This is a genomic window from Psychrobacillus sp. FSL H8-0487, assembly GCF_038008385.1.
GTDB lineage: Bacteria > Bacillota > Bacilli > Bacillales_A > Planococcaceae > Psychrobacillus > Psychrobacillus psychrotolerans.
On record NZ_JBBOZA010000001.1, the window covers coordinates 2,005,862 to 2,025,961 of the forward strand.

Below are 20,100 nucleotides of genomic sequence, written 5' to 3' on the forward strand. Positions count from 1 at the left end.
ACTAATATACCAAGTTTAGATAGTTACAAAAAGGAGGCTATCCTAATGAGTAAAAAAGAAATCTTGCAAAATGGAGTCAACCAAGTTTTTTACGAAGAAGAATGGTACCCACCAATATCAGAAGCGTTAAAGAATCTTACCGCTGCACAAGCATGTTGGAAACCTGATGGAATGGCCACTAATACGATTTGGGAAAATGTAAACCATTTACTAATCTTTAAAGAGCGTTTACTTTCCCGCTTACTTCAAGATGACACATTTGTTGTTTCACAAAATAATGATGACACATTTGTCCAAGGTGGACCTAATGAGGAAGAGGCATGGCAAGAAACAGTGAGTCGAACGTTTCACGTGCATGATGCCTTACAATCTTCATTAACATCCCTTCAGGAAGCACAATTAGATCAACAATGTCCTTCTCTGCCAGTTTGGCAACAATATCTAAATATACTTTTGCATGATGCCTATCATACAGGACAAATTGTACAACTTCGTAAACTACAAGGTTCATGGCCAGCTAGGCGCTCATATTTATAAAAGATACTGCTAGAATTGCTTGAGTTCGCACGCAACAAAATGATTTAAAAGCAAAACTAACTGTACATCAAATAAAAGCCTGATTTCTCAGTATTAAATTGAGAAATTGGGCTTTTTATTAATCCATAATACCATCCTTTTATTCATTTCAGTCATTGCTTCCATCGTTCCTTAATAGATTATTTATGTTTTATAGATATCAATAGTTTCGATCGTCAGTATTATTGACTAACCAGCGACTTTCATTCAATAAGAAAAGATATCTTATTCCCTTACGATAACGTTCGTTAAACAAGATGATACAACCTCTCTAAATTCTCAAGTTCCCAATCTTTTTACATAACTCTTTAGCTCTTTCAGACAAAAAAAACTTCTGATACAAGTATTTGGCTAATTTTGACCTAAGAAATTCATCACTACAGTAGAACAGAAAAGAAGATAAAAGAGAAATAATGAAGTAAAAGTTGAATATTTCGCTACCAGAAAGTAAAGCTGGAGTTACAACAAACAAAGCAGCTAGGAATAAGTGCATAATTAATGCCAAAATTACTCTAGGAAAAGATTTTAGTTTTTTTGTAACAAAATCAGAGAAAACAGATGCTGGTACTCCATAAATTAAAAGAATTGGAAATAGATAAATACCAACTATGATTGCAAGACCTGTCTGTCCTGAGAATGAAAAACTTACCATAACCAAGACACAAGCCATTACCGCGGAGATAAGCTTTCGAATAATTATGTTACTCACCCCAATCAAAATAATTACCTTTTGAATATACTCATTAGTTATTTCACCAATCGTCCTCAGAATTCCTTCTTAAACTAAACTGATTACGTTAGCCCATTAAAAAACGGCTTTACCTCTTCTTGAAGTAAAGCCTGTTCGTTTAATAAGAAATATTTGCTTCAAGTGTAAAGTTTACACTTGCCCACTCCCCCTCACTTTTATACAAGTCATATACAGCGCTACGGTCCGAAGGCGGTTCATCTATCCAATTTAGCAGGGTTCGAATATTAGAGTATTTTGGTCATGATCAAGTCCACTTGCTCATCATCGCCCATATAAAAAGAGTGAGCACCCGTTTGCAAAAACCCTTTTTTCTTATAGAACGCAATGGCATTTTCATTTTCTTCCCATACGCCAAGCCAGATTTTCTCTTTCTTCTGTACTTTCGCGATTTCCACTGCTTTATTGAGTAGATGCTTCCCTAACCCATGTTTTTGGAATTTCTTCTTCACATAGATACGCTCAACTTCAAGTGAGTCATCACCCATTGCTTCCGATTGGGCATCACCAGTATTAGTTTTGAGGTATCCAGCGACTTCCTGATTATAATAAACAAAAAAGAATTGTGAAGACTGATTGGCCAATTCTTGTTTTAGTTGGTTCACGTTGTATGCCCTTTCCAAATAGGCATTTAGGTGTTCAGGGGAATTATGGTCCTTAAAAGTCTCGGTAAAGGTTTCCACACTGATGGCCTGGAGGTCTAGTGAATCTTCAAGAGTACATTTCTTTATCGTCATCAAATGAGGCAACTCCTTTAGTATATTAATAGTGTCTTTTGTTCCCCTTTTTAACTAATTCCCAGTCTTTTTCGATATTTTTTCTGATTCGGTGCAAAAAATCGAAAGTGGTTTCTGCATCTTTTTCAGAAAATCCTTCTAATGCAACATGGTTGGAGTATTCATTTTCTCTTTTAATGAATGGGTAGACCGTATTCCCTTTCTCCGTTGAATATAGTTTTTTGATCTTTTTATTGTTCGCGGCACCTTTTTTCTCAATAAAGCCGTTCAACTCTAGTTTTTGGATAGCACGAGTTGCCGTTGACCGGTCCACTTTAATCATCTCTACTAACTGTTCCTGGATAATTCCCGGGTTCTCACATATCCTCACCAGGTACAAGTACTGGCCTTTTGTTAGTTCAAACTCTTTGAATTCTATGTTGCTGATGGAATCCAATGCCCTAGCAATCATGCCAATTTCACGTAAAATTTCTTTCATAAATAGCTCCTTCGTAAATATCTTTGTTGTAAATGCAATAATAAGATCTACATTCATCTTAAACTAATATTGTTGCATTCGCAATAAAAATAATGATGTAGAGCTTGATTAATGTGAAGTATATTTATTATATAATAGGAATTTTAATGTTAACTTCCAATATCATTAACGATACTCTAAATACGGGACTTATATCTACCCCTTAGTGTAAGAAGATAGATTTTCATTCTAATATTGTGTATAATACAAGTTAATTACATACATTAAATGTTTTCTAGGGTTCCGCAACTATCTATGTTGGTCTGGTCCGAGAGAAAACTCACAGCTTTGCTGTGTCACGGAAGGATAAAAGCCTGGGAGAAACTGTTTTCATACAGTTATCTCTTGGGTTTTTTTTGTTTTTATAGAATAAAAAAGGAGTGGTTATTTAAATGAATACAAACTGGTTTAAAGTAGTACTCGCTGCTTTCTTCGAAGTTTTTTGGGTTATTGGATTAAAACATGCAGATGACTTTTGGACTGGGACTGGAACTGTTATTGCTATTATCGTTAGTTTTTATTTAATGATTATGGCTGGCAAAAAACTGCCTGTTGGGACTGTCTATGCGGTTTTTGTAGGACTAGGTACAGCCGGAACAGTTTTTTCGGACATCGTATTTTTTGGTGAACCATTTAAAATAGCAAAAGTTATTTTAATTTTAGTTTTATTGGGAGGGGTAATTGGTTTGAAATTAGTTACTAAAGACATCGATAAAGAAGGAGTTGAATCTTAATGGCGTGGGTTTCTTTGGTTGTTGCAGGCTTATTTGAAATGTTTGGTGTTGGTATGATAAATAAATTGCACAATGACCGTAATTGGCAATCATTAGTTCTATTAATTTTCGCGTTTGGGGCTAGTTTTATGTTTCTTGCTTATTCAATGAAAACACTTCCTATGGGAACAGCTTATGCAATTTGGACAGGAATTGGTGCTTCTGGTGGGGCAATTTTAGGTATGCTATTATATGGGGAATCAAAAGATTGGAGAAGACTAGTTTTTATAGGGATGGTCTTAGGTGCTGCAATTGGTCTAAAAATCGTCTCATAAATGAGCTTATAGATTGTCATATGAAGAAGATAATTTGTTTTAAAACAAGCAAATTATCTTCTTTATTTTTATTTTTATTGAACTAAACTACTGCTTTAGAATTGCTTTTTTCAACAATTCTGCTTCTTTAGTTCAATAAAAAATGCCACTCTTGCTGGCAACCACTTAAAGAATGGTCCTTTCATATGGAAATATTCTATCGACCTATCACTCGCTTACATTTTTTATAACTGCCATTTCCTTACCGAACCTATCACCATTATCAATAAATCCCAAACTCGAGTATAAATTATGTGCTCCTAAGTTTTCAGGGTGATAGCCTACAACAATTTTTTGGGGATTCGGTAATTTAGCCATTTCTGAAATCATTAATTTGGTTGCAGCTTTACCTATACCCTTGCCTTGGTATTCCTCATCCACCATTATTCTATAAACCCAATAGCCACCAAATTCTTCTTGAACTGAATTGTACATCAAAAAACCAACTATTTTATCTTCAACATAAATAGCATATGGCTTTAATGTAGGCTCAAACTTTGACTGAGCTATTGATATAGCATTGGGCTCCATGTATTCTTTTTGTTCTGTTGATACCTCTAATTCGCAACATTCGTACCAGTTTTCTGCATTTAATTCTACGATTTTCACATTTTCAATACTCATAATTTTCCCCTTTCAAAATTTGGGGAAACGCTAAACAACTTTGTTAAGAAGTCGTTATCCCCTTGTAATCATTAATAATATAAATTCTTTTATTCGTCATAATGAACGCCTCCTCTAAAATAATTTAACTTTCTTATTCAACTAACCTGCGGCTTTAGTTTAAATGTAACATTTCACAATGCATATCTGAGATCAATTTAATATTTTGTACATAGAAATAGACCATCGAAAGGATGGCCATATTTTGCTAAAGCACACGTTAGTTGAAGAAGGGATGCCAATATTGTTTAGCCAATAAATTGACTAATTTACTACTTTCCCTTTGGCATTCAATATTTTAATTTCATAAGAGTCAATATTAGATACAGAATTTAGTTCCTTAGAATGAAGGATTTCATTCACTGCCTCTTCAATTTCCATTGCTAACTTATGTGCATCTTTACCTGAACCTTTTATTGAAGTTTGAATGCTAATGGATTTTTGATCCTCATTTTGATACTCAGTATTTAAATTTTCGTATACGTCGTAATCTTTAAGACCTTCCATTAAAGTCAATGCTATATCTGAAAGTTCTTTGTTAATATTTTCAGTATCTACGGTAACGAAAGATAAATCCATTCTTTCTACAACAACTGTATAGTCCTTTAATGCGGAAGATTTAATTACATTTTTTGCAATGGACTCAATATCCTTTTTGACTGAATTAAAATATTCTTCATTCTCTTTAACTTGTATCTTGAATTCTTTCTTTGAAGTCGTTTTTACACCAAATTCCAACTTATCATATTTCTCATGGACATTTTCAGTTACCTCGTTCAATGTAGAAAAATGTAGTTCATTTTCTTTAGTAGAGAAAGGTACTGGTTCCTCCTTATTGGCAATAGCAGTATCAACTTCTGAAGGTTTATTTAACAGGCTAAATGAACCTATTCCCACTATGAGTATTCCAGTAATAATCAATAACCTTTTTAACATATAATCCCTCCTTTTAAGAAGGTATGTCATAAACACAGCAAAAAGTCCCAAAGAAAAACACAATGTCCTTCTTGAAGTAAAGCACCCATTAGTTGAAGAAGAAAAGTGAAGCTTATACAACAATTGCTCCCTATTCTTGAATACTCCTTCACTATTTATCCTTAGAAATTTATATACTCTTCTCTGCTACTTAATTTGATTAAAAACGGATATAAAAGAATAAAAATAACGGTTAAAATGGGAAATAAGCTCAATAAGAAAGCTCCTGACATATCAAAAAAAATTTGAAAAAGAAGTGGCAATAAGACAATGGTAGTAAGAAAACCAATTTTTGTTTTGGACTTTTGCGTTTGATATTGTTTTTCCCCACAATATGGGCAAGTCATTACAGGATTTAATGTCGTCGTTTTTTTAATCGTCTGCTTCCAGTTCCACTTGTTATGGCAATTATCGCAAGTTGGCATTTTAATCCCCTCCTTGTTCTGCTAAAGCACCCGTTAGTGAAAAACATTAAAAGTATTGATGAAAACAAAAAGGACTAAAGCAGATACAAAAAAAATATTACTGCATTTGTCTTTCGTTTCTCTTTTAGTTCAAAAATCCCTGCAACCAGTGCCAGTGCACCAAAGAAAAACATTATATAGGACATGACCTGATTTTTACCAGTTATGAATGAGTACACTGATAAACTGAATACAATCCCCCCACAAATAGCCATCAGTACCACCACATCTGGTTGTTACTTCTCCATGTATATTCGAAGTTCCTTCTTTCACTAACCTGCCGCGTAAGTTTAAGTGTAACATTTCACATTGTACATAAAAATAGACCATCATTTTTTGATGGTCCTGTTTAACTAAAGCACTCGTTAGTTGAATTATTACAAACTAATTTCTTCACCTATACTTATAGCATGAAAAGGATTTCTTTCCTTTGATTTTAACGATTCAATAAAGTCTGAAGTTAAGTCCTCTTTGTTAATAATTATTCTTGTAGAACCAGATACTCCACCGTTTAAAAAAATGGGTTCAATAGATTCTGGATTCTTAAGTCGTTGATAAAAAAAACTGTCTAAAACAATAGTTGCATAACTAAAATTTCCTGTATTGTTAGTGAATTGAAAGTTAGCTTCAAAAATAAGTTCGTCATTGTTTTCCTCTATCTCATAGGTAAAACTTTTTACTTCTGCACTTTTATTAGGAAATAAAATCCACACTAAGCACAATAAAAAAATCACAGATATAATGAAAATTATTACTTTGTTTCTTTTCAAAAATTCACCCCCATTTTATTTTATTAAACTGCTGCGTTAGTTCAATAAGAAAAAAGGCTTTACTGCTTTTTGAAGTCCATTAACTCTATTATTTTATCCATTTTCTTTTCTATTTCATTAAGTTGATGGTTTTTTGCCTGTTGATTCAAGAGTATGCTCCTTATAAATAAGGTGAACGATACTACAAATAAAACGATAAGCCCCAATACTATAACCTGATAAATCATGTCTCCCACATTAAACATTAAAAAATCCCCTTGTATAGAAATGGTCAAGCACAACTTTACATTACCTCTCACATTCCATATTTTCTTCATTTCACCATTTTTCATTGATAATTAAACTCTTTATTAGTCAATCCTTATTGAAGTAAAGCACGCGTTACTTGAACAAGCAAGTTACAAATCGCAACTGTCATCCGTATTATTCCTCTTCTTTTTATCACCAAAATACTTCCAAAGATGGTATGTCGACCAGAATAAAACTATAAATATAAGCATTGAAAATGGTACAAAGTAAGTTTTTTCAAGAATATAATCAGGGGTAAAAACAGCGAACAAGACCAAGATAATTATAGCTGTAATCAAAAGTATCCAGTAACGTTTGTCTTTATAAGTGCTAAAACTCCACATACAATCCTCCCTGTACAAAGATATCCATTTATTATACAACACACTTAAACTAAACTGCCGCTTTAGTTCAATAAGAAAAAGGCTGTACTCCTTCTTGAAGTAAAGCAAATATTAGTTGAAGAGTCCAAATTTAGTTTTGAACCAATTTCCTATTTTTAATAGTTTTCCCGCCAAAGAAAAATAAGAAACATAGGAACACGCAAATAGGTATTCCGATAAAAACAATCTCATCAGTGGATAGGTAGTCAGATACCCCATACAGAGGACTTATTAGAAATACTAATACCAACGGTATCAATTCTTTGGTAACTTCTAATGTATTTGTTATTGGGAAAAAGACAAGTGCAAGCATGCCCCAATAGATAAGAATAATTAAATTAAATCCTCTTTTTAATTTGTATCCCATCATCATACTCACAGCTAACCAAACAATTAAAAAAGCAATTGTATTTAGCAACCCAACGATTCCAGGAGGTCCCCCTGTTACAAACCCGAAATTAGAACTAATAATAAACGGAAGTGATATTACTATTACAAGCAATAAGTACAAAAATAAACTTTTCACCAAATTTATACCCCCTCCTTATTCTATGTACATAAATACTCCTCATATTATCTCAACTTCGACAACTTTTTATATACTCCTTCTTATTCAACTAACCTGCGGCTTTAGTTCAATAAGAAAAAAGGCTTTACTCCTTCTTGAAGTAAAGCACCCGTTAGCCACCCATGTAGCGCAAAAACAGCGCTACACCACAGAGAATGAAAATATGAAAACCTGGGTATAGGATACTACGGCTGGGAGAGGAAGGTCGATGAACTATGGTGCCATAGAGCCCATCCGTTAGTCTGACTCCAACGACCACGGTGCATCACAGACTGTCGCTCCCTTACGGGAAGCACTCATGGGAGATTAATCCTACTCTGGTTATTGCACCAGCCTCCAATACTATTTGCCGTAGAAAGGATGATTTCAATGGAAGTAATCATTGAACGTGCTTGTGGGATGGATGTCCATAAGGATTCCATTACTGCTTGTATTATTACGCCAAAAGGAAAGGAGATTCAAACGTTTTCCACTAAAACTGTATTTCTATTACAGTTAATTGACTGGATTAAGGAGCATGGTTGTACTCACGTAGCAATGGAAAGTACAGGTGTATTTTGGAAGCCTATTGTTAACTTGCTAGAAGCCGAGAGCATTGAGTTTTTAGTAGTGAACGCCCAACATATGAAAGCAGTACCAGGTCGCAAGACCGATGTAAAGGATGCCGAATGGATTGCCAAACTTCTTCGTCACGGTCTACTTAAAGCAAGTTTTATTCCAGACCGAAATCAGCGGGAATTACGGGAGTTGGTTCGATACCGTCGAAGTATTATTGAAGAGCGAGCGAAACAACATAATCGGATTCAAAAGGTTTTAGAAGGAGCCAATATCAAACTCGGTTCCGTTGTCTCCGACATCATGGGTGTTTCGTCACTTGATATGCTCCGTGCTATCGCCGATGGCGAAAATGATCCTGAGAAACTAGCTAGCTTTGCTCGCCGATCAATGAAGAAGAAAAAGAGTGAACTGGAGCTAGCTCTTCGAGGGTATATCAATCCACATCAACGTCTCATGTTAAAAACCATTCTGGTCCATATAGAATTTCTAACTGAGCAGATTGAGCTATTAAACGAAGAGGTAGCTACTAGGTTATCCTCCCATCAAGATGATATAGAACGATTGGATTCCATTCCCGGCATCGCCACTCGAATGGCCGAACAAATTTTAGCCGAAGTTGGTACAGATGTGGAGAAGCAATTTCCCAGTTCGGCGCACTTATGTTCCTGGGCAGGATTAGTACCTGGACATAATGAAAGTGCGGGCAAGAGGAAATCAACTACCATGAAAAAAGGAAACAAGTACTTGAAATCGGCATTAATTGAAGCAGCTCATTCTGTTAGAGGATCCAAAACCTACTTGGGAGCTCTGTATAGGCGCACTGCATCAAGAAAGGGTAAAAAGCGTGCAGGAATATCAGTGGCTCATGCCATTTTAAGAATCAGCTATTATCTCCTAACTCGCAAAGAAATGTACGTAGACCTAGGGGAAGATTACTTTGACAAGCAAAAAGAACAATCGATTGTACGATATTCAGTTCGAAGACTTGAAAACTTAGGTTACAACGTGACAATCACTGAACCAAATGCCTCCTAGTCCAACCCACAATTTAATTCTCTTTTAGGCGCTGCACTTTTTTAAAAAATTATTGGGCTGCGTCAAATTTCGTATTGTCTTTTTCTATAAATCGAAGTTTTTAATTTTCATGGGAGTTTAAGTACAACTCTTCACAAACTAACCTTCAAGAAGTACATAAAGCACAAATATTCCCCTTCAAATTCTACTATCAACATTCTGTTCAATAAGCAAAGCTTTACTACTTTTTATTTATATTTTTCGTTCAGGTAATTAATTTGTTCAACTGCTTCATCTACAAGGTTTACATCGAAAATACGGATATTTGTATTTAATTCTTTTTGAAAAGTCTCTGCTTCTTTGCTATTTTCACTTGGGATGAACATGAATTGAAAACCGGATTTTTCCGCGATTTGTATTTTTTCTTTGATGCCTCCAACAGCTGAAACTTCTCCTTTTCCATTTATGGCTCCAGTAACAGCTATTGGTAAGTGATTTTGAAAGGTTCCATTTATCATCAATTCAGTTAGTAATATGGCAAGCCCTGCACTATTTCCTATTGCTTGATCGTTCTTAAAGTAATCGGTAAGTCTTTGCTCTTCTTTTCCGAAGTATTCTCTTAAATCCTCTCTCATTTTTTCCTTTGGAGATTTTTGTCCAAACCAACTTAGCAGAGTTCTATTTTTGTTTTTATAACTCATTGGATTGGGAAGTTCGCTAATGGTTAGGACATCTTTGCCCTCTTTGGTTAATAGCTCCTGAACCGCCTGTTTACTTTCCATATTATTTAAAGTTTTAGTTCCAATTGTGATTATAAAAATTCCTGAGCGTTCTACTGTCTCCCTTGGTTCAAAGTATATGTCTGCTATATGTGATTGTGAAGCGAACCCTATAAGGGGCAGCTCATAGCAAAATAACAACAAGAGGATGGCTAGCGAGATAGTTATTTTTCGTTTTATCCTACGTTTCTTTCGGAATACCACGATAGAGAATGACAATATCAGTAAGCTAATCAGCAAGAAAGCTAAATATGAAATTTCGCTAATAACATTTTGAAGATATAAGAAAAGAAATAGAAGATAAAAAAGAAGTGTTAAAGAAATATGTAATATAGTAGATAAACGGTCTGCCTTTTGAATGTTAATCAACCCTCTCTTTTTTTATAACTCAAAAGTCTACAATATCTATGAATACTTTATGTAGTTCTACGTCTAAAATAAAAAGAGGTTTCAAGTTATTTACATTTCACAATTTCTATCTATACCTCAATATTAATCAGTAACAATAAAAGGCTCTGTGAAATTGAGGTTTTAGGCAGTAAAAAGGCTCAGTCCATCTGAACTAAGCCTTATCTTTTATTATCCTTCTTAAACTAAAGCACCCGTTAGCCACCCATGTAGCGCAAAAACAGCGCTACACCACAGAGAATGAAAATATGAAAACCTGGGTATAGGATACTACGGCTGGGAGAGGAAGGTCGATGAACTATGGTGCCATAGAGCCCATCCGTTAGTCTGACTCCAACGACCACGGTGCATCACAGACTGTCGCTCCCTTACGGGAAGCACTCATGGGAGATTAATCCTACTCTGGTTATTGCACCAGCCTCCAATACTATTTGCCGTAGAAAGGATGATTTCAATGGAAGTAATCATTGAACGTGCTTGTGGGATGGATGTCCATAAGGATTCCATTACTGCTTGTATTATTACGCCAAAAGGAAAGGAGATTCAAACGTTTTCCACTAAAACTGTATTTCTATTACAGTTAATTGACTGGATTAAGGAGCATGGTTGTACTCACGTAGCAATGGAAAGTACAGGTGTATTTTGGAAGCCTATTGTTAACTTGCTAGAAGCCGAGAGCATTGAGTTTTTAGTAGTGAACGCCCAACATATGAAAGCAGTACCAGGTCGCAAGACCGATGTAAAGGATGCCGAATGGATTGCCAAACTTCTTCGTCACGGTCTACTTAAAGCAAGTTTTATTCCAGACCGAAATCAGCGGGAATTACGGGAGTTGGTTCGATACCGTCGAAGTATTATTGAAGAGCGAGCGAAACAACATAATCGGATTCAAAAGGTTTTAGAAGGAGCCAATATCAAACTCGGTTCCGTTGTCTCCGACATCATGGGTGTTTCGTCACTTGATATGCTCCGTGCTATCGCCGATGGCGAAAATGATCCTGAGAAACTAGCTAGCTTTGCTCGCCGATCAATGAAGAAGAAAAAGAGTGAACTGGAGCTAGCTCTTCGAGGGTATATCAATCCACATCAACGTCTCATGTTAAAAACCATTCTGGTCCATATAGAATTTCTAACTGAGCAGATTGAGCTATTAAACGAAGAGGTAGCTACTAGGTTATCCTCCCATCAAGATGATATAGAACGATTGGATTCCATTCCCGGCATCGCCACTCGAATGGCCGAACAAATTTTAGCCGAAGTTGGTACAGATGTGGAGAAGCAATTTCCCAGTTCGGCGCACTTATGTTCCTGGGCAGGATTAGTACCTGGACATAATGAAAGTGCGGGCAAGAGGAAATCAACTACCATGAAAAAAGGAAACAAGTACTTGAAATCGGCATTAATTGAAGCAGCTCATTCTGTTAGAGGATCCAAAACCTACTTGGGAGCTCTGTATAGGCGCACTGCATCAAGAAAGGGTAAAAAGCGTGCAGGAATATCAGTGGCTCATGCCATTTTAAGAATCAGCTATTATCTCCTAACTCGCAAAGAAATGTACGTAGACCTAGGGGAAGATTACTTTGACAAGCAAAAAGAACAATCGATTGTACGATATTCAGTTCGAAGACTTGAAAACTTAGGTTACAACGTGACAATCACTGAACCAAATGCCTCCTAGTCCAACCCACAATTTAATTCTCTTTTAGGCGCTGCACTTTTTTAAAAAATTATTGGGCTGCGTCAAATTTCGTATTGTCTTTTTCTATAAATCGAAGATTTTAATTTTCATGGGAGTTTAATAACTTCTAGTCTTTACTGGAAATAACATTTAAAATAATCAAAAATACTTTTTCATTATTAAATTCACCAACGTTTACTAATTGGTGAAGTTCGACCGATTCCCCTTCATTTAAACTTGCGTGCTTTATGGCATTATCTAGTGCCTTTGAAAAAGAAAAATCCTCGTAAACTCTCGCAATGGTCCATTCAATAACTAATTGATTACCTATCCTCAATTAAATTCACCTCATTTAATATATTTTGTATAAGTAAGCGAAACATCATTAGGTAACTTATTCTACGATTCCCACTTAAATCCCTTCTTCAAGTAACCTGCTTACTTTAGTTCAATAATAAAAGGCTTTACTCCTTCTTGAAGTAAAGCACCCGTTAGTTGAAGAAGAAATATTTCATTTATGATACTCAATCAACCAACAATCTTGATATTCTCCCTCGTGAAGCTCACGACTTGGAAGTATTTTCACTTTTTTAAAACCACATTTCTCATAACATTTTATAGCCCTCGTATTTCTTGTTTGAGGATCCATAACTATTCGGTCTGCTTTTTTGTGTTCAATTAAATATCTAATCATTGATGTAACAAGTAATGTTCCAATGCCTTTGTTCCAATACTCTATTTCTCCAATAAATTGGTCTGTCCCATAAACATTTTCTTTTAGATACCCATATTCTTTTTTAGTTTCATCATCTAATTGATAGAATTGGATATACCCAATTCCGTTACCATCATACTCAACAATACATTTAACTTCTTCATCTTCAGTAGCATAAAAAACTTCATTCACTTTGTCTAAATCAAATGGATTATCCCTACCTTCATAGAACTCAAGAACCGATGGGTCTGAGAGCCATTTTGCTAACAGAACATTATCTTCATCTTCTAATATTCGAACTTTTAAATCCCCATTATTAAACAACATAATATTTCCCCTTTATAAATCAATGATGTTATCAAAAGATGTAAATTCTCCGTTAATTAAAACCTTAACTTTTACATTTCCAGGATTCATTTTAAATACATACTGTTTTAATTCAGTATTTTCTTGATTTTCACTATTAAATTTTATATTTAGTATATTATCAATTACTTCAAATTCAGTAAGTGTAAGCGTTTCTGTCGATTGAAAAATAATATAAGCATTCATGCCTCTTTAATGAGTTGTAATTGATGATCCGTATTAATCACGTTTTGAACTTTTTCAGGAATATCGAAAGTTTGATCAATACTTACACTTGATGAATTACACGCTGATAGTATTAATGTGAAGAATAGTATTAGATAAAATAATTTTTTTATAGTTATCACTCTCCATAAGAATTCTTGCATTTTTTTAGTTCTCTTCTTAAACTCCCCTGCTTCTTTAGTTCAATAAGAAAAAGGCTTTACTCCTTCTTGAAGTAACGCACCCGTTAGTTTAAGATGAAATATTGGCTTCATGTGTAAAGTTCACACTAGCCCACTCACCCTCGATCTTAAACAATTCATATACAGCTTCGCGGTCCGTCGGTGGTTCATCTATCCAATTTAGCAGGGTTCGAATAATAGATTCTTTATCCGGGAAGTGGTGGATAAAGACTTCAGATTGCTCGTGAAGTCGTGTCGACCAAATCTGAGAACGCACCATCACCATTGAATAGTATGTTCGAATGAGTTTGCGAGCGAAACCTTGTGAAAACTTTTTAAAATCTTCGTTAGAAGCTGTTTCTAACCTTTTTAACGTCCGAGTAAGAGCCTCACAAATATCACCATTGAAGCGAATGGCTATTTCGGATGTAAGTTTATACGGACCAAATCGGTCTCTTAAATCCTCTCCGTAGACACAAACACAGAGTTCTTTAAGAAAGGCATTTTCGTAATAATTTGAGGGGGAAACCGTATAGTCGTAATATGCAACAACTATTCCAACTTCACGAACCAGAGATCGATACTTTTGAGACAGTTCTCCAGCAAGTTTCTTTAAATTCGCTAGCTTAGCGGAACTCAGTTTTCCATCAAACATAGCAATGAGGTCTAAATCTGATTTTAAAACAACCGCTTCACCTCTGGCTACGCTGCCGTACAAATAAACACTGTGCAATTGATCTTAAAATGAATTTCTAAGACTTTCGACAGAATCTCGAATGCAAGGCACGTAATCATTATCAATATTATCTATGCTTACATCGCTTTCAATAAATCCAGTATGGTCTAGACCATACCCAGCTCTTAAAATCGCCGTATTAATCTCCTGCCTTTCCTGCATTCCTCTAATTATATAACTATGATAATGTGGACAAACAATATCTTATTGAACTAACCTGCTGCGTTAGTTCAATAAGAAAAAAGAGTTGCCTAAGCAACCCATGATTTTCACTAAAGCACCCGTTACTTTAAGTACATTAGAAACCGACAGTTATACATGAAACCACCAACCAACAAGAGATAAAGCCCCTACTCCCCAAGCAGTGACACCACATATCCACCAAATTACAGATTTAGCTTTTGATAAATTTTCCTCGTCTTCCACATTTGCTTTTATAAAAGCGACCTTTCTTTCCATACCTTTTTTCATAGAAACGAGAACAACTAATCCGATTAGCATGAAACCAGTAGTTATCCAGATTAATAAGTCCACCTTCTATACCTCCTTTTTTATGAATTACTTTCCTTTCAATCTTCTTTATTCATTTAACCTGCTGCTTTACTTTAATACGTTTGAAACAAATAGATGTTCCAATTTTATATAAATTTTCCATTTATAATAAGTAAAAATCTATATGGCTTATTGAACTAACCTGCTGCGTTAGTTTAAGTGAAATTCTTCACAAATTTATATTAGTTTTAACATAAATATCCAAGTATCCTAAAAAAACACTCTAAAATTCTATTTATTTGAAGCTTACCTCAACAATTCTATTTATTTGACCACTCTTTCATAGGTTAATTTTTGGGCAAATAAAAAAGCATATAATAGAAAGTAGATCTTCAAAAAGAGTAAGTGATCAAAGCAGAGGATTACACCTCCTTTTTTTCTACACTCTTACTTTTTATGTAAAACAAAACATATACGAGTAAATAGACAAAACCAAGCATATTAGCCCTCACAAATGTTGATTGTGAGGGCTTATCGTTTTATCTTTAAAACGATGTTATATTAGCAAATGTTAAAAGCTCGTTTAGGTTAATTAAATTTCCAATTATATTAGATACTCATTTATTTCAATTTTCATTTGCTCACACATTATCTATTGAGTTCGACTGTAATTGGCTCTAATAATTCTCGCATATCTGATGTTATTTCACCTGATTGTGAAACATAATAAATTTCAGCCGTTAATGTAATTGTAGTTACATCCTCTGATAAATTATATAACGCAAAGCTCCAATCAAAGCCATGTCCATCCTCAGAAATAGCACCACCATTGTCATGAATTTCATACTCATTGCCATGATTATCGATCGCTTTTACGAAATGAATTGATGATAGTGGTTGCTTTTTCATAATAGCTGGGTCGATGTTATATTCATAATGTATAACTGTTGATAAATCAGTATAGTTAACTTTATTAATTTGAATTTTCGCTTTATCATTAGTTGAAGTTATTTTTAAATGTTCTAATTTTCCAGGAAGTGTATCCATTGTAAAGGCAAATGACCAATCTCCTTCAAAAGTTTCATTTGTATCGGGATTTGTAATTTTTTCAGGCTGCCATTTAATTTTCAATACGTCCAAGTGTTTATTAAATGTAGGTGTCATTTTTATTATACCTGTGTAAAGACCGTCAGCAGATTTCTCTAATGATGAAGCCCCTGTTGCAGCAGTAGCCCCCTTTATATCGAACATTGTATCAGTTAAAGGCTGTTCCCCTAAATCTTTGTCAGAATGGATGGCATACGCCACCATTAAAGTAGTACCATCGTAAACAGCATTTTCAATCATGATATCGATACCATTACTCGATTCGACTTGGTTAATAATCGTCGCCAACGCCACATAGTTTTTTGGCATAAAATTAGGGTCGATTTTTTCTAAAATATTTTCAACAAAAGGTAACTGACTCGCAATTGTTGGCAATGCATACAAGCTTCCTGAAATCGCTACTAAACTAACAACTGCAGCTGCAACAAATTTTTTCCACTTACGATTGGGGGATTTTTTTGCACGTGCATTTTTACGTATTTTTTGCTTTTGTATGTCTGTTAGTGGCTTTTCCTCAATTGTATCAACATCTATTTCCACGAATCTTTTCATCTCTTCATTCATATGAATTGCTCCTTTAATTTTATTTTTTGAGCAAGCTTTTTTCGACCACGTGATAAACGATTATCGATAGCAGTTACAGACAAATGTAAAGTTTTTGCTATTTCGCTACTTGGTAAATTTAAAAAATATTTCATTATGAAAATGTCACGGTCTATTTCTGGCAATCTACTAATGACCGCTAGTAGCTCATCTCTTTGTTCCTTTTGTATATATGTCCTTTGCATATCAGGTGTTGATTGCTCCAAAAGTACTTGCTCGTCTGTTTGTTCACGTGTCTTTTGCTTTACTAACGCGCGATAATAGTCAATAGCCTTATATTTCGTTATCATGCCAACCCACTTTTTAAAAGCTATTGCGTCGCCATCAAATTGATGCGCACGCTGCCAAATGAGTAAAAAGGTATCATTTACGCATTCCTCGACGGCTTGATGGCTAACATGTCCCAAAATATGATGGGATATACCGTGGACTAAGCCTCCGTAATGTTCCATTATATATTCGAGTGCATCTTCTTTTTGTTTTTTTAGTCGACTAATATAATTTCTCTCTGTACATTTCATATGCTCGCTCCTTCACTTCATTCGAAAAGCTTTTCACTAACTATAACGAAGCCACCAACAATCTTCTCGCATAAAAAAATCGATGTAAACGAAAATTTACATCGATGAGGTAGTATATAATTTGGTTTTGATTTTGATTTCTCCTCAACCTTAAAAAACAGACTTTTCTTATTGTCAATTCTATAGGGTACTTACTACGTTTAATCTGAGCAGGCTCTTTATGTTGTCCAATTATAACATTGTTTTATTATGATACTAGGTACTAAAACTTATTTAAGTTTTAATGTTATTTGGCTATTTTTGAAAAAACCAAATTGATTATTTCGGAAAGCGAATATTTTACTAACTCACTCGTTAGTTGAATAGTAAAGTTCTATTCAAACAATGGAGTTTTTGGGTCTATCCCATAACAATGAACAAGCATAGAGTGTAATTGCCCTCTGTGATGATAAATATGAGCTACAATCTCTAACAACCATTCATATCGTGAATATGTAACGCCCCAATAAGAACTAATTTCCTCTTGAAGTTCGAATTCTGTAAAATTCATAAATTTATCTTCTAAAAATTGATGATTGTTTATCAATGCTTCTTTTATCTCATTTAGACTTTTATAAGAAATACTTAAATAAAATTTATTCATCTTTTCTTGGGATGCGCCGTCCGATATAAGTGAATCAGCTACACAAATAATAGCTATGTGTTCTAACAGTTCTCCTATGGAATGCTTACTGGGTGTAGGTCTTTTTTGCAAGTCATTTTCTTCTAACTTTTCTATCATCTCAACAATTGTAGTTACAGCGACTTTAATTTGATGTAATGCACTCTTACAATATTTATTCATCTAATCCTCCTCTACATCCTTCTATTAAAATAACCTGTGGCTTTAATTCAATAAGAATAAATCATTACTCCTTCTTGAGGTAAAGCAACCACTTGAAAAAAAATGTAGAAACTGGTTAGCTATTTAATTTACCGATCTATTAAGTGCTTCTTTATTTCTAAATTTCCTAATAAAGAAAAGTGTAAAAGTAAGAATTACACCCACAACTATTCCGATTACGCTTAAATTTATTCCTGTACCAGTTGTAATACCATCTGCACGAAAAGAACCATTAGCATATATAGAAACGATAATGATGACAAATCCAATCCATTCAAAAATCTTATTTTTCCCCATTTCAAATCTCCTTTTATATTCAAATTGTAAAATCATTCAAATTTTTCAAATAGTTATATTTATTAAACCCTTATTCAACTAACCAGCCACGTTGTTCAATAAGAAAAGTGCTTTTCCTTTATGAAGTACAGCCCCGTTAGTTGAATAAGCACCGTCTCTTTTATTACACATTATGGTCGAATAAAAATTTGGAAAATTATTAGTTTGGAATACGTAAATATGATAATTTATCTGAAAGTTGGTGTTTTGAGTGTTTAAATCAGAAGTAGTACGCTTTCTTCAAGTAATCGAATTTGATACTTTTACTTTTTTACTTTGTTCGTATATCTCATAAATACTAATAAGAATAACAATCCATAAGACTGGATTATTTAAAGATATTCCTACTTGTGAAATACCCCCGAGAACTGTAAATGCAACAACTAACAAAAACAAATACAACATTGAAACCAATTGCCAAAGTAGAATTAATCTTGAGTTATCTTTTTGAAACCTGTTAGATAAAATACTGAAAATAACTATGATTATCAACAGTGCAACAACAAGTGATTTTGGCAAGTAAATGAAGTCAATTAAATCAGGAAAGAAATCATAAGCTAACAAACTGGTCATTGAAAGTAGCATAAGTACAATAATAAATACATTAACTTTCTTCATTTGGTAACACTTCCTTTAGTCTATATACGTATGAATAGCGTTAGTAGTTTCGCATTATTCTGTTTTTTTATTAAACTAACCTGCGGCGATACTTCAATAAGAAAAGTGCTTTACCTCTTCTTGAAGTAAAGCACCTTTTAGCCATCCATGTAGCGCTAAAACAGCACTACACCACAGAGAATTAAAATGAGAAAAACGAGTATAGGATACTACGGCTGGCGAAGAAGTTCGATCAACTATGGTGTCATTGAACCCATCCGTTAGTCTGACTCCGACGCCCACGGTGCATCATAGACTGACGCACTCTATATGAGTAGGCACCCAATAAATTTTTTAGAGGTAACTAATTATTATTTCGTTTGTTAAATTCAATCGTAATGAACTCGGGCAAATAGCTGGGAGTACATCCTTTTGCTACTATTTCATCTTTGTAAAGACCCGTTCTCTCACCAAGTGTAATACAACGTGCACGATTCTTTTCATCATAAACGCCTATCCAGCCTGCGGTGAAATTCATAGCCCATTGAACTTCCGGTTCTTCCTGCGTAATATTAGCTTCTAAAGCAGATAGCAAGTCTGCGGTGTTATCAGGAGGTGTTTGTCCAGTCCATCTTAATCTCCCTTGATAATACCAGAAAGCTCGCCTTTGAAGAGCAGAAGGACTATTTTCCCATGACTCCATCAACACAATATTTTTCTTGTCTTTGGTGAGCTGATTAGCCATTAACCAATCCATTAAGTTATTTCGCTCAACAAAACTGTGAGTCTGCATATCCTTATCAAGCTTATTTAGCACATCTTGTGAAAGAAGTTTTTTGTCCATAATTAAGATTGCTAATAGTCTAGGCAAAAACTCTTCGGTTGACCAAAGTTCCATAGCTAGTTCGTGATCTTTTTTAATGTCCTTCGCAATTTTTCGTAAGTCTCCTAGCTTTGTTTTACTATTGATCTGAGGTAGAATGTTTTCTGCTTTTGAAGAGCGTTTTATTTCTGTATCTTTTTTTTCATCCATTTTATATAACTCCTTTATTTAAACACTGTATCCTAATATGATATCAAGAACTTAATTTCGTTAGTTGAACAATGCTTATTTGACTGTCATAGCAATATACATAATATGTTCT

Annotated in this window: 27 protein-coding genes and 1 riboswitch; of the genes, 6 read left to right on the forward strand and 21 right to left on the reverse strand. The window is 34.5% G+C overall.

The window, feature by feature from the left end:
• Positions 1 to 45: 45 nt before the first annotated feature.
• Together MHI47_RS10085 and MHI47_RS10090 are read left to right on the forward strand one after the other, a co-directional pair.
• Positions 46 to 537: a DinB family protein gene (locus MHI47_RS10085; RefSeq protein ID WP_340830689.1), complete on the forward strand. Its 492-nt coding sequence runs from the start codon at positions 46 to 48 to the stop codon at positions 535 to 537.
• A gap of 464 nt (positions 538 to 1,001) precedes the next feature.
• The gene (locus MHI47_RS10090) at positions 1,002 to 1,151 is read left to right on the forward strand and encodes a hypothetical protein (protein ID WP_340769395.1); all 150 of its coding nucleotides are present in this window, start codon (positions 1,002 to 1,004) and stop codon (positions 1,149 to 1,151) included.
• Positions 1,152 to 1,551: 400 nt separating this feature from the next.
• Here the strand turns inward: MHI47_RS10090 and MHI47_RS10095 are convergent, their stop codons facing one another.
• Both MHI47_RS10095 and MHI47_RS10100 read right to left on the reverse strand, forming a co-directional pair.
• Positions 1,552 to 2,061 (reverse strand): GNAT family N-acetyltransferase, encoded by a 510-nt coding sequence (locus tag MHI47_RS10095; RefSeq protein ID WP_340771402.1) that lies wholly within the window; start codon positions 2,059 to 2,061, stop codon positions 1,552 to 1,554.
• Between the two features lie 25 nt (positions 2,062 to 2,086).
• A complete protein-coding gene (locus MHI47_RS10100) occupies positions 2,087 to 2,539 on the reverse strand; it encodes a MarR family winged helix-turn-helix transcriptional regulator (protein WP_340769396.1) in 453 nt (150 codons plus the stop codon).
• A gap of 263 nt (positions 2,540 to 2,802) precedes the next feature.
• Positions 2,803 to 2,901, forward strand: a riboswitch (guanidine-I (ykkC/yxkD leader).
• Between the two features lie 69 nt (positions 2,902 to 2,970).
• Between MHI47_RS10100 and MHI47_RS10105 the strand changes: the two genes are divergently transcribed.
• Complete coding sequence (locus MHI47_RS10105; protein WP_340830690.1) at positions 2,971 to 3,312, forward strand: DMT family transporter; 342 nt, start codon at positions 2,971 to 2,973, stop codon at positions 3,310 to 3,312.
• A complete protein-coding gene (locus MHI47_RS10110) occupies positions 3,312 to 3,626 on the forward strand; it encodes a DMT family transporter (protein WP_340830691.1) in 315 nt (104 codons plus the stop codon). The genes MHI47_RS10105 and MHI47_RS10110 overlap by 1 nt, the downstream gene beginning before the upstream one ends.
• A 207-nt stretch (positions 3,627 to 3,833) precedes the next feature.
• Here MHI47_RS10110 and MHI47_RS10115 read toward each other — a convergent pair whose 3' ends face one another.
• From MHI47_RS10115 to MHI47_RS10140, 6 genes are all read right to left on the reverse strand, one after another.
• A complete protein-coding gene (locus MHI47_RS10115; RefSeq protein WP_340830692.1) occupies positions 3,834 to 4,289 on the reverse strand; it encodes a GNAT family N-acetyltransferase in 456 nt (151 codons plus the stop codon).
• Positions 4,290 to 4,592: 303 nt separating this feature from the next.
• Positions 4,593 to 5,264, reverse strand: coding sequence for a hypothetical protein (locus MHI47_RS10120; protein WP_340830693.1), 672 nt, complete (start codon positions 5,262 to 5,264; stop codon positions 4,593 to 4,595).
• 161 nt (positions 5,265 to 5,425) lie between these two features.
• Positions 5,426 to 5,728: a TIGR04104 family putative zinc finger protein gene (locus tag MHI47_RS10125; RefSeq protein ID WP_340769404.1), complete on the reverse strand. Its 303-nt coding sequence runs from the start codon at positions 5,726 to 5,728 to the stop codon at positions 5,426 to 5,428.
• A 416-nt stretch (positions 5,729 to 6,144) separates the two neighbouring features.
• On the reverse strand, positions 6,145 to 6,537 hold the full coding sequence (locus tag MHI47_RS10130; protein ID WP_340769405.1) for a hypothetical protein: 393 nt from the start codon (positions 6,535 to 6,537) through the stop codon (positions 6,145 to 6,147).
• Between the two features lie 59 nt (positions 6,538 to 6,596).
• Complete coding sequence (locus MHI47_RS10135; RefSeq protein WP_340830695.1) at positions 6,597 to 6,869, reverse strand: DUF4083 domain-containing protein; 273 nt, start codon at positions 6,867 to 6,869, stop codon at positions 6,597 to 6,599.
• A gap of 430 nt (positions 6,870 to 7,299) precedes the next feature.
• Entirely contained in the window at positions 7,300 to 7,737 is a 438-nt protein-coding gene (locus MHI47_RS10140) for a hypothetical protein (protein WP_340830696.1), read from the reverse strand.
• A gap of 408 nt (positions 7,738 to 8,145) precedes the next feature.
• On the opposite strand from MHI47_RS10140, the gene MHI47_RS10145 reads away from it, so the two are divergent.
• Positions 8,146 to 9,369, forward strand: coding sequence for an IS110 family transposase (locus MHI47_RS10145; RefSeq protein WP_340830698.1), 1,224 nt, complete (start codon positions 8,146 to 8,148; stop codon positions 9,367 to 9,369).
• 227 nt (positions 9,370 to 9,596) lie between these two features.
• On the opposite strand, the gene MHI47_RS10150 is transcribed toward MHI47_RS10145, so the two are convergent.
• Positions 9,597 to 10,496: a S16 family serine protease gene (locus MHI47_RS10150; protein WP_340769433.1), complete on the reverse strand. Its 900-nt coding sequence runs from the start codon at positions 10,494 to 10,496 to the stop codon at positions 9,597 to 9,599.
• Between the two features lie 493 nt (positions 10,497 to 10,989).
• On the opposite strand from MHI47_RS10150, the gene MHI47_RS10155 reads away from it, so the two are divergent.
• Positions 10,990 to 12,213 (forward strand): IS110 family transposase, encoded by a 1,224-nt coding sequence (locus MHI47_RS10155; RefSeq protein WP_340830698.1) that lies wholly within the window; start codon positions 10,990 to 10,992, stop codon positions 12,211 to 12,213.
• 127 nt (positions 12,214 to 12,340) lie between these two features.
• On the opposite strand, the gene MHI47_RS10160 is transcribed toward MHI47_RS10155, so the two are convergent.
• The 12 genes from MHI47_RS10160 to MHI47_RS10215 form a co-directional block, all read right to left on the reverse strand.
• Positions 12,341 to 12,550: a hypothetical protein gene (locus tag MHI47_RS10160; protein ID WP_093496779.1), complete on the reverse strand. Its 210-nt coding sequence runs from the start codon at positions 12,548 to 12,550 to the stop codon at positions 12,341 to 12,343.
• Positions 12,551 to 12,724: 174 nt separating this feature from the next.
• A complete protein-coding gene (locus MHI47_RS10165) occupies positions 12,725 to 13,255 on the reverse strand; it encodes a GNAT family N-acetyltransferase (protein WP_340769434.1) in 531 nt (176 codons plus the stop codon).
• A gap of 12 nt (positions 13,256 to 13,267) precedes the next feature.
• Entirely contained in the window at positions 13,268 to 13,480 is a 213-nt protein-coding gene (locus MHI47_RS10170) for a hypothetical protein (protein WP_340830699.1), read from the reverse strand.
• Positions 13,477 to 13,662, reverse strand: coding sequence for a hypothetical protein (locus tag MHI47_RS10175; protein ID WP_340830700.1), 186 nt, complete (start codon positions 13,660 to 13,662; stop codon positions 13,477 to 13,479). The genes MHI47_RS10170 and MHI47_RS10175 overlap by 4 nt, the downstream gene beginning before the upstream one ends.
• An 88-nt stretch (positions 13,663 to 13,750) precedes the next feature.
• Positions 13,751 to 14,398: a nucleotidyltransferase domain-containing protein gene (locus tag MHI47_RS10180; protein ID WP_340830702.1), complete on the reverse strand. Its 648-nt coding sequence runs from the start codon at positions 14,396 to 14,398 to the stop codon at positions 13,751 to 13,753.
• Positions 14,399 to 14,728: 330 nt separating this feature from the next.
• Positions 14,729 to 14,950 (reverse strand): hypothetical protein, encoded by a 222-nt coding sequence (locus MHI47_RS10185; protein ID WP_340830703.1) that lies wholly within the window; start codon positions 14,948 to 14,950, stop codon positions 14,729 to 14,731.
• Between the two features lie 606 nt (positions 14,951 to 15,556).
• Positions 15,557 to 16,579 (reverse strand): DUF4179 domain-containing protein, encoded by a 1,023-nt coding sequence (locus MHI47_RS10190; protein WP_340830705.1) that lies wholly within the window; start codon positions 16,577 to 16,579, stop codon positions 15,557 to 15,559.
• Positions 16,576 to 17,139, reverse strand: a complete 564-nt coding sequence (locus tag MHI47_RS10195) for a sigma-70 family RNA polymerase sigma factor (RefSeq protein ID WP_340830706.1) — start codon at positions 17,137 to 17,139, stop codon at positions 16,576 to 16,578. The genes MHI47_RS10190 and MHI47_RS10195 overlap by 4 nt, the downstream gene beginning before the upstream one ends.
• Positions 17,140 to 17,512: 373 nt before the next feature.
• A complete protein-coding gene (locus MHI47_RS10200; RefSeq protein WP_340769440.1) occupies positions 17,513 to 17,983 on the reverse strand; it encodes a DinB family protein in 471 nt (156 codons plus the stop codon).
• Between the two features lie 123 nt (positions 17,984 to 18,106).
• Entirely contained in the window at positions 18,107 to 18,319 is a 213-nt protein-coding gene (locus MHI47_RS10205; RefSeq protein WP_340769442.1) for a hypothetical protein, read from the reverse strand.
• Between the two features lie 279 nt (positions 18,320 to 18,598).
• On the reverse strand, positions 18,599 to 18,976 hold the full coding sequence (locus tag MHI47_RS10210) for a hypothetical protein (protein WP_340769444.1): 378 nt from the start codon (positions 18,974 to 18,976) through the stop codon (positions 18,599 to 18,601).
• A gap of 343 nt (positions 18,977 to 19,319) precedes the next feature.
• Positions 19,320 to 19,988: a DNA alkylation repair protein gene (locus tag MHI47_RS10215; protein WP_340769446.1), complete on the reverse strand. Its 669-nt coding sequence runs from the start codon at positions 19,986 to 19,988 to the stop codon at positions 19,320 to 19,322.
• Positions 19,989 to 20,100: the final 112 nt, after the last annotated feature.

Coding starts and splice junctions, on each gene's coding strand:
- MHI47_RS10170 (WP_340830699.1), bottom strand. CDS start 13,480: ATGAATGCTTATATTATTTTTCAATCGACAGAAACGCTTACACTTACT.
- MHI47_RS10135 (WP_340830695.1), bottom strand. CDS start 6,869: ATGAAAAATGGTGAAATGAAGAAAATATGGAATGTGAGAGGTAATGTA.
- MHI47_RS10205 (WP_340769442.1), bottom strand. CDS start 18,319: ATGGGGAAAAATAAGATTTTTGAATGGATTGGATTTGTCATCATTATC.
- MHI47_RS10100 (WP_340769396.1), bottom strand. CDS start 2,539: ATGAAAGAAATTTTACGTGAAATTGGCATGATTGCTAGGGCATTGGAT.
- MHI47_RS10105 (WP_340830690.1), top strand. CDS start 2,971: ATGAATACAAACTGGTTTAAAGTAGTACTCGCTGCTTTCTTCGAAGTT.
- MHI47_RS10155 (WP_340830698.1), top strand. CDS start 10,990: ATGGAAGTAATCATTGAACGTGCTTGTGGGATGGATGTCCATAAGGAT.
- MHI47_RS10095 (WP_340771402.1), bottom strand. CDS start 2,061: ATGACGATAAAGAAATGTACTCTTGAAGATTCACTAGACCTCCAGGCC.
- MHI47_RS10125 (WP_340769404.1), bottom strand. CDS start 5,728: ATGCCAACTTGCGATAATTGCCATAACAAGTGGAACTGGAAGCAGACG.
- MHI47_RS10200 (WP_340769440.1), bottom strand. CDS start 17,983: ATGAATAAATATTGTAAGAGTGCATTACATCAAATTAAAGTCGCTGTA.
- MHI47_RS10190 (WP_340830705.1), bottom strand. CDS start 16,579: ATGAATGAAGAGATGAAAAGATTCGTGGAAATAGATGTTGATACAATT.
- MHI47_RS10120 (WP_340830693.1), bottom strand. CDS start 5,264: ATGTTAAAAAGGTTATTGATTATTACTGGAATACTCATAGTGGGAATA.
- MHI47_RS10165 (WP_340769434.1), bottom strand. CDS start 13,255: ATGTTGTTTAATAATGGGGATTTAAAAGTTCGAATATTAGAAGATGAA.
- MHI47_RS10195 (WP_340830706.1), bottom strand. CDS start 17,139: ATGAAATGTACAGAGAGAAATTATATTAGTCGACTAAAAAAACAAAAA.
- MHI47_RS10115 (WP_340830692.1), bottom strand. CDS start 4,289: ATGAGTATTGAAAATGTGAAAATCGTAGAATTAAATGCAGAAAACTGG.
- MHI47_RS10215 (WP_340769446.1), bottom strand. CDS start 19,988: ATGGATGAAAAAAAAGATACAGAAATAAAACGCTCTTCAAAAGCAGAA.
- MHI47_RS10210 (WP_340769444.1), bottom strand. CDS start 18,976: ATGAAGAAAGTTAATGTATTTATTATTGTACTTATGCTACTTTCAATG.
- MHI47_RS10085 (WP_340830689.1), top strand. CDS start 46: ATGAGTAAAAAAGAAATCTTGCAAAATGGAGTCAACCAAGTTTTTTAC.
- MHI47_RS10110 (WP_340830691.1), top strand. CDS start 3,312: ATGGCGTGGGTTTCTTTGGTTGTTGCAGGCTTATTTGAAATGTTTGGT.
- MHI47_RS10175 (WP_340830700.1), bottom strand. CDS start 13,662: ATGCAAGAATTCTTATGGAGAGTGATAACTATAAAAAAATTATTTTAT.
- MHI47_RS10145 (WP_340830698.1), top strand. CDS start 8,146: ATGGAAGTAATCATTGAACGTGCTTGTGGGATGGATGTCCATAAGGAT.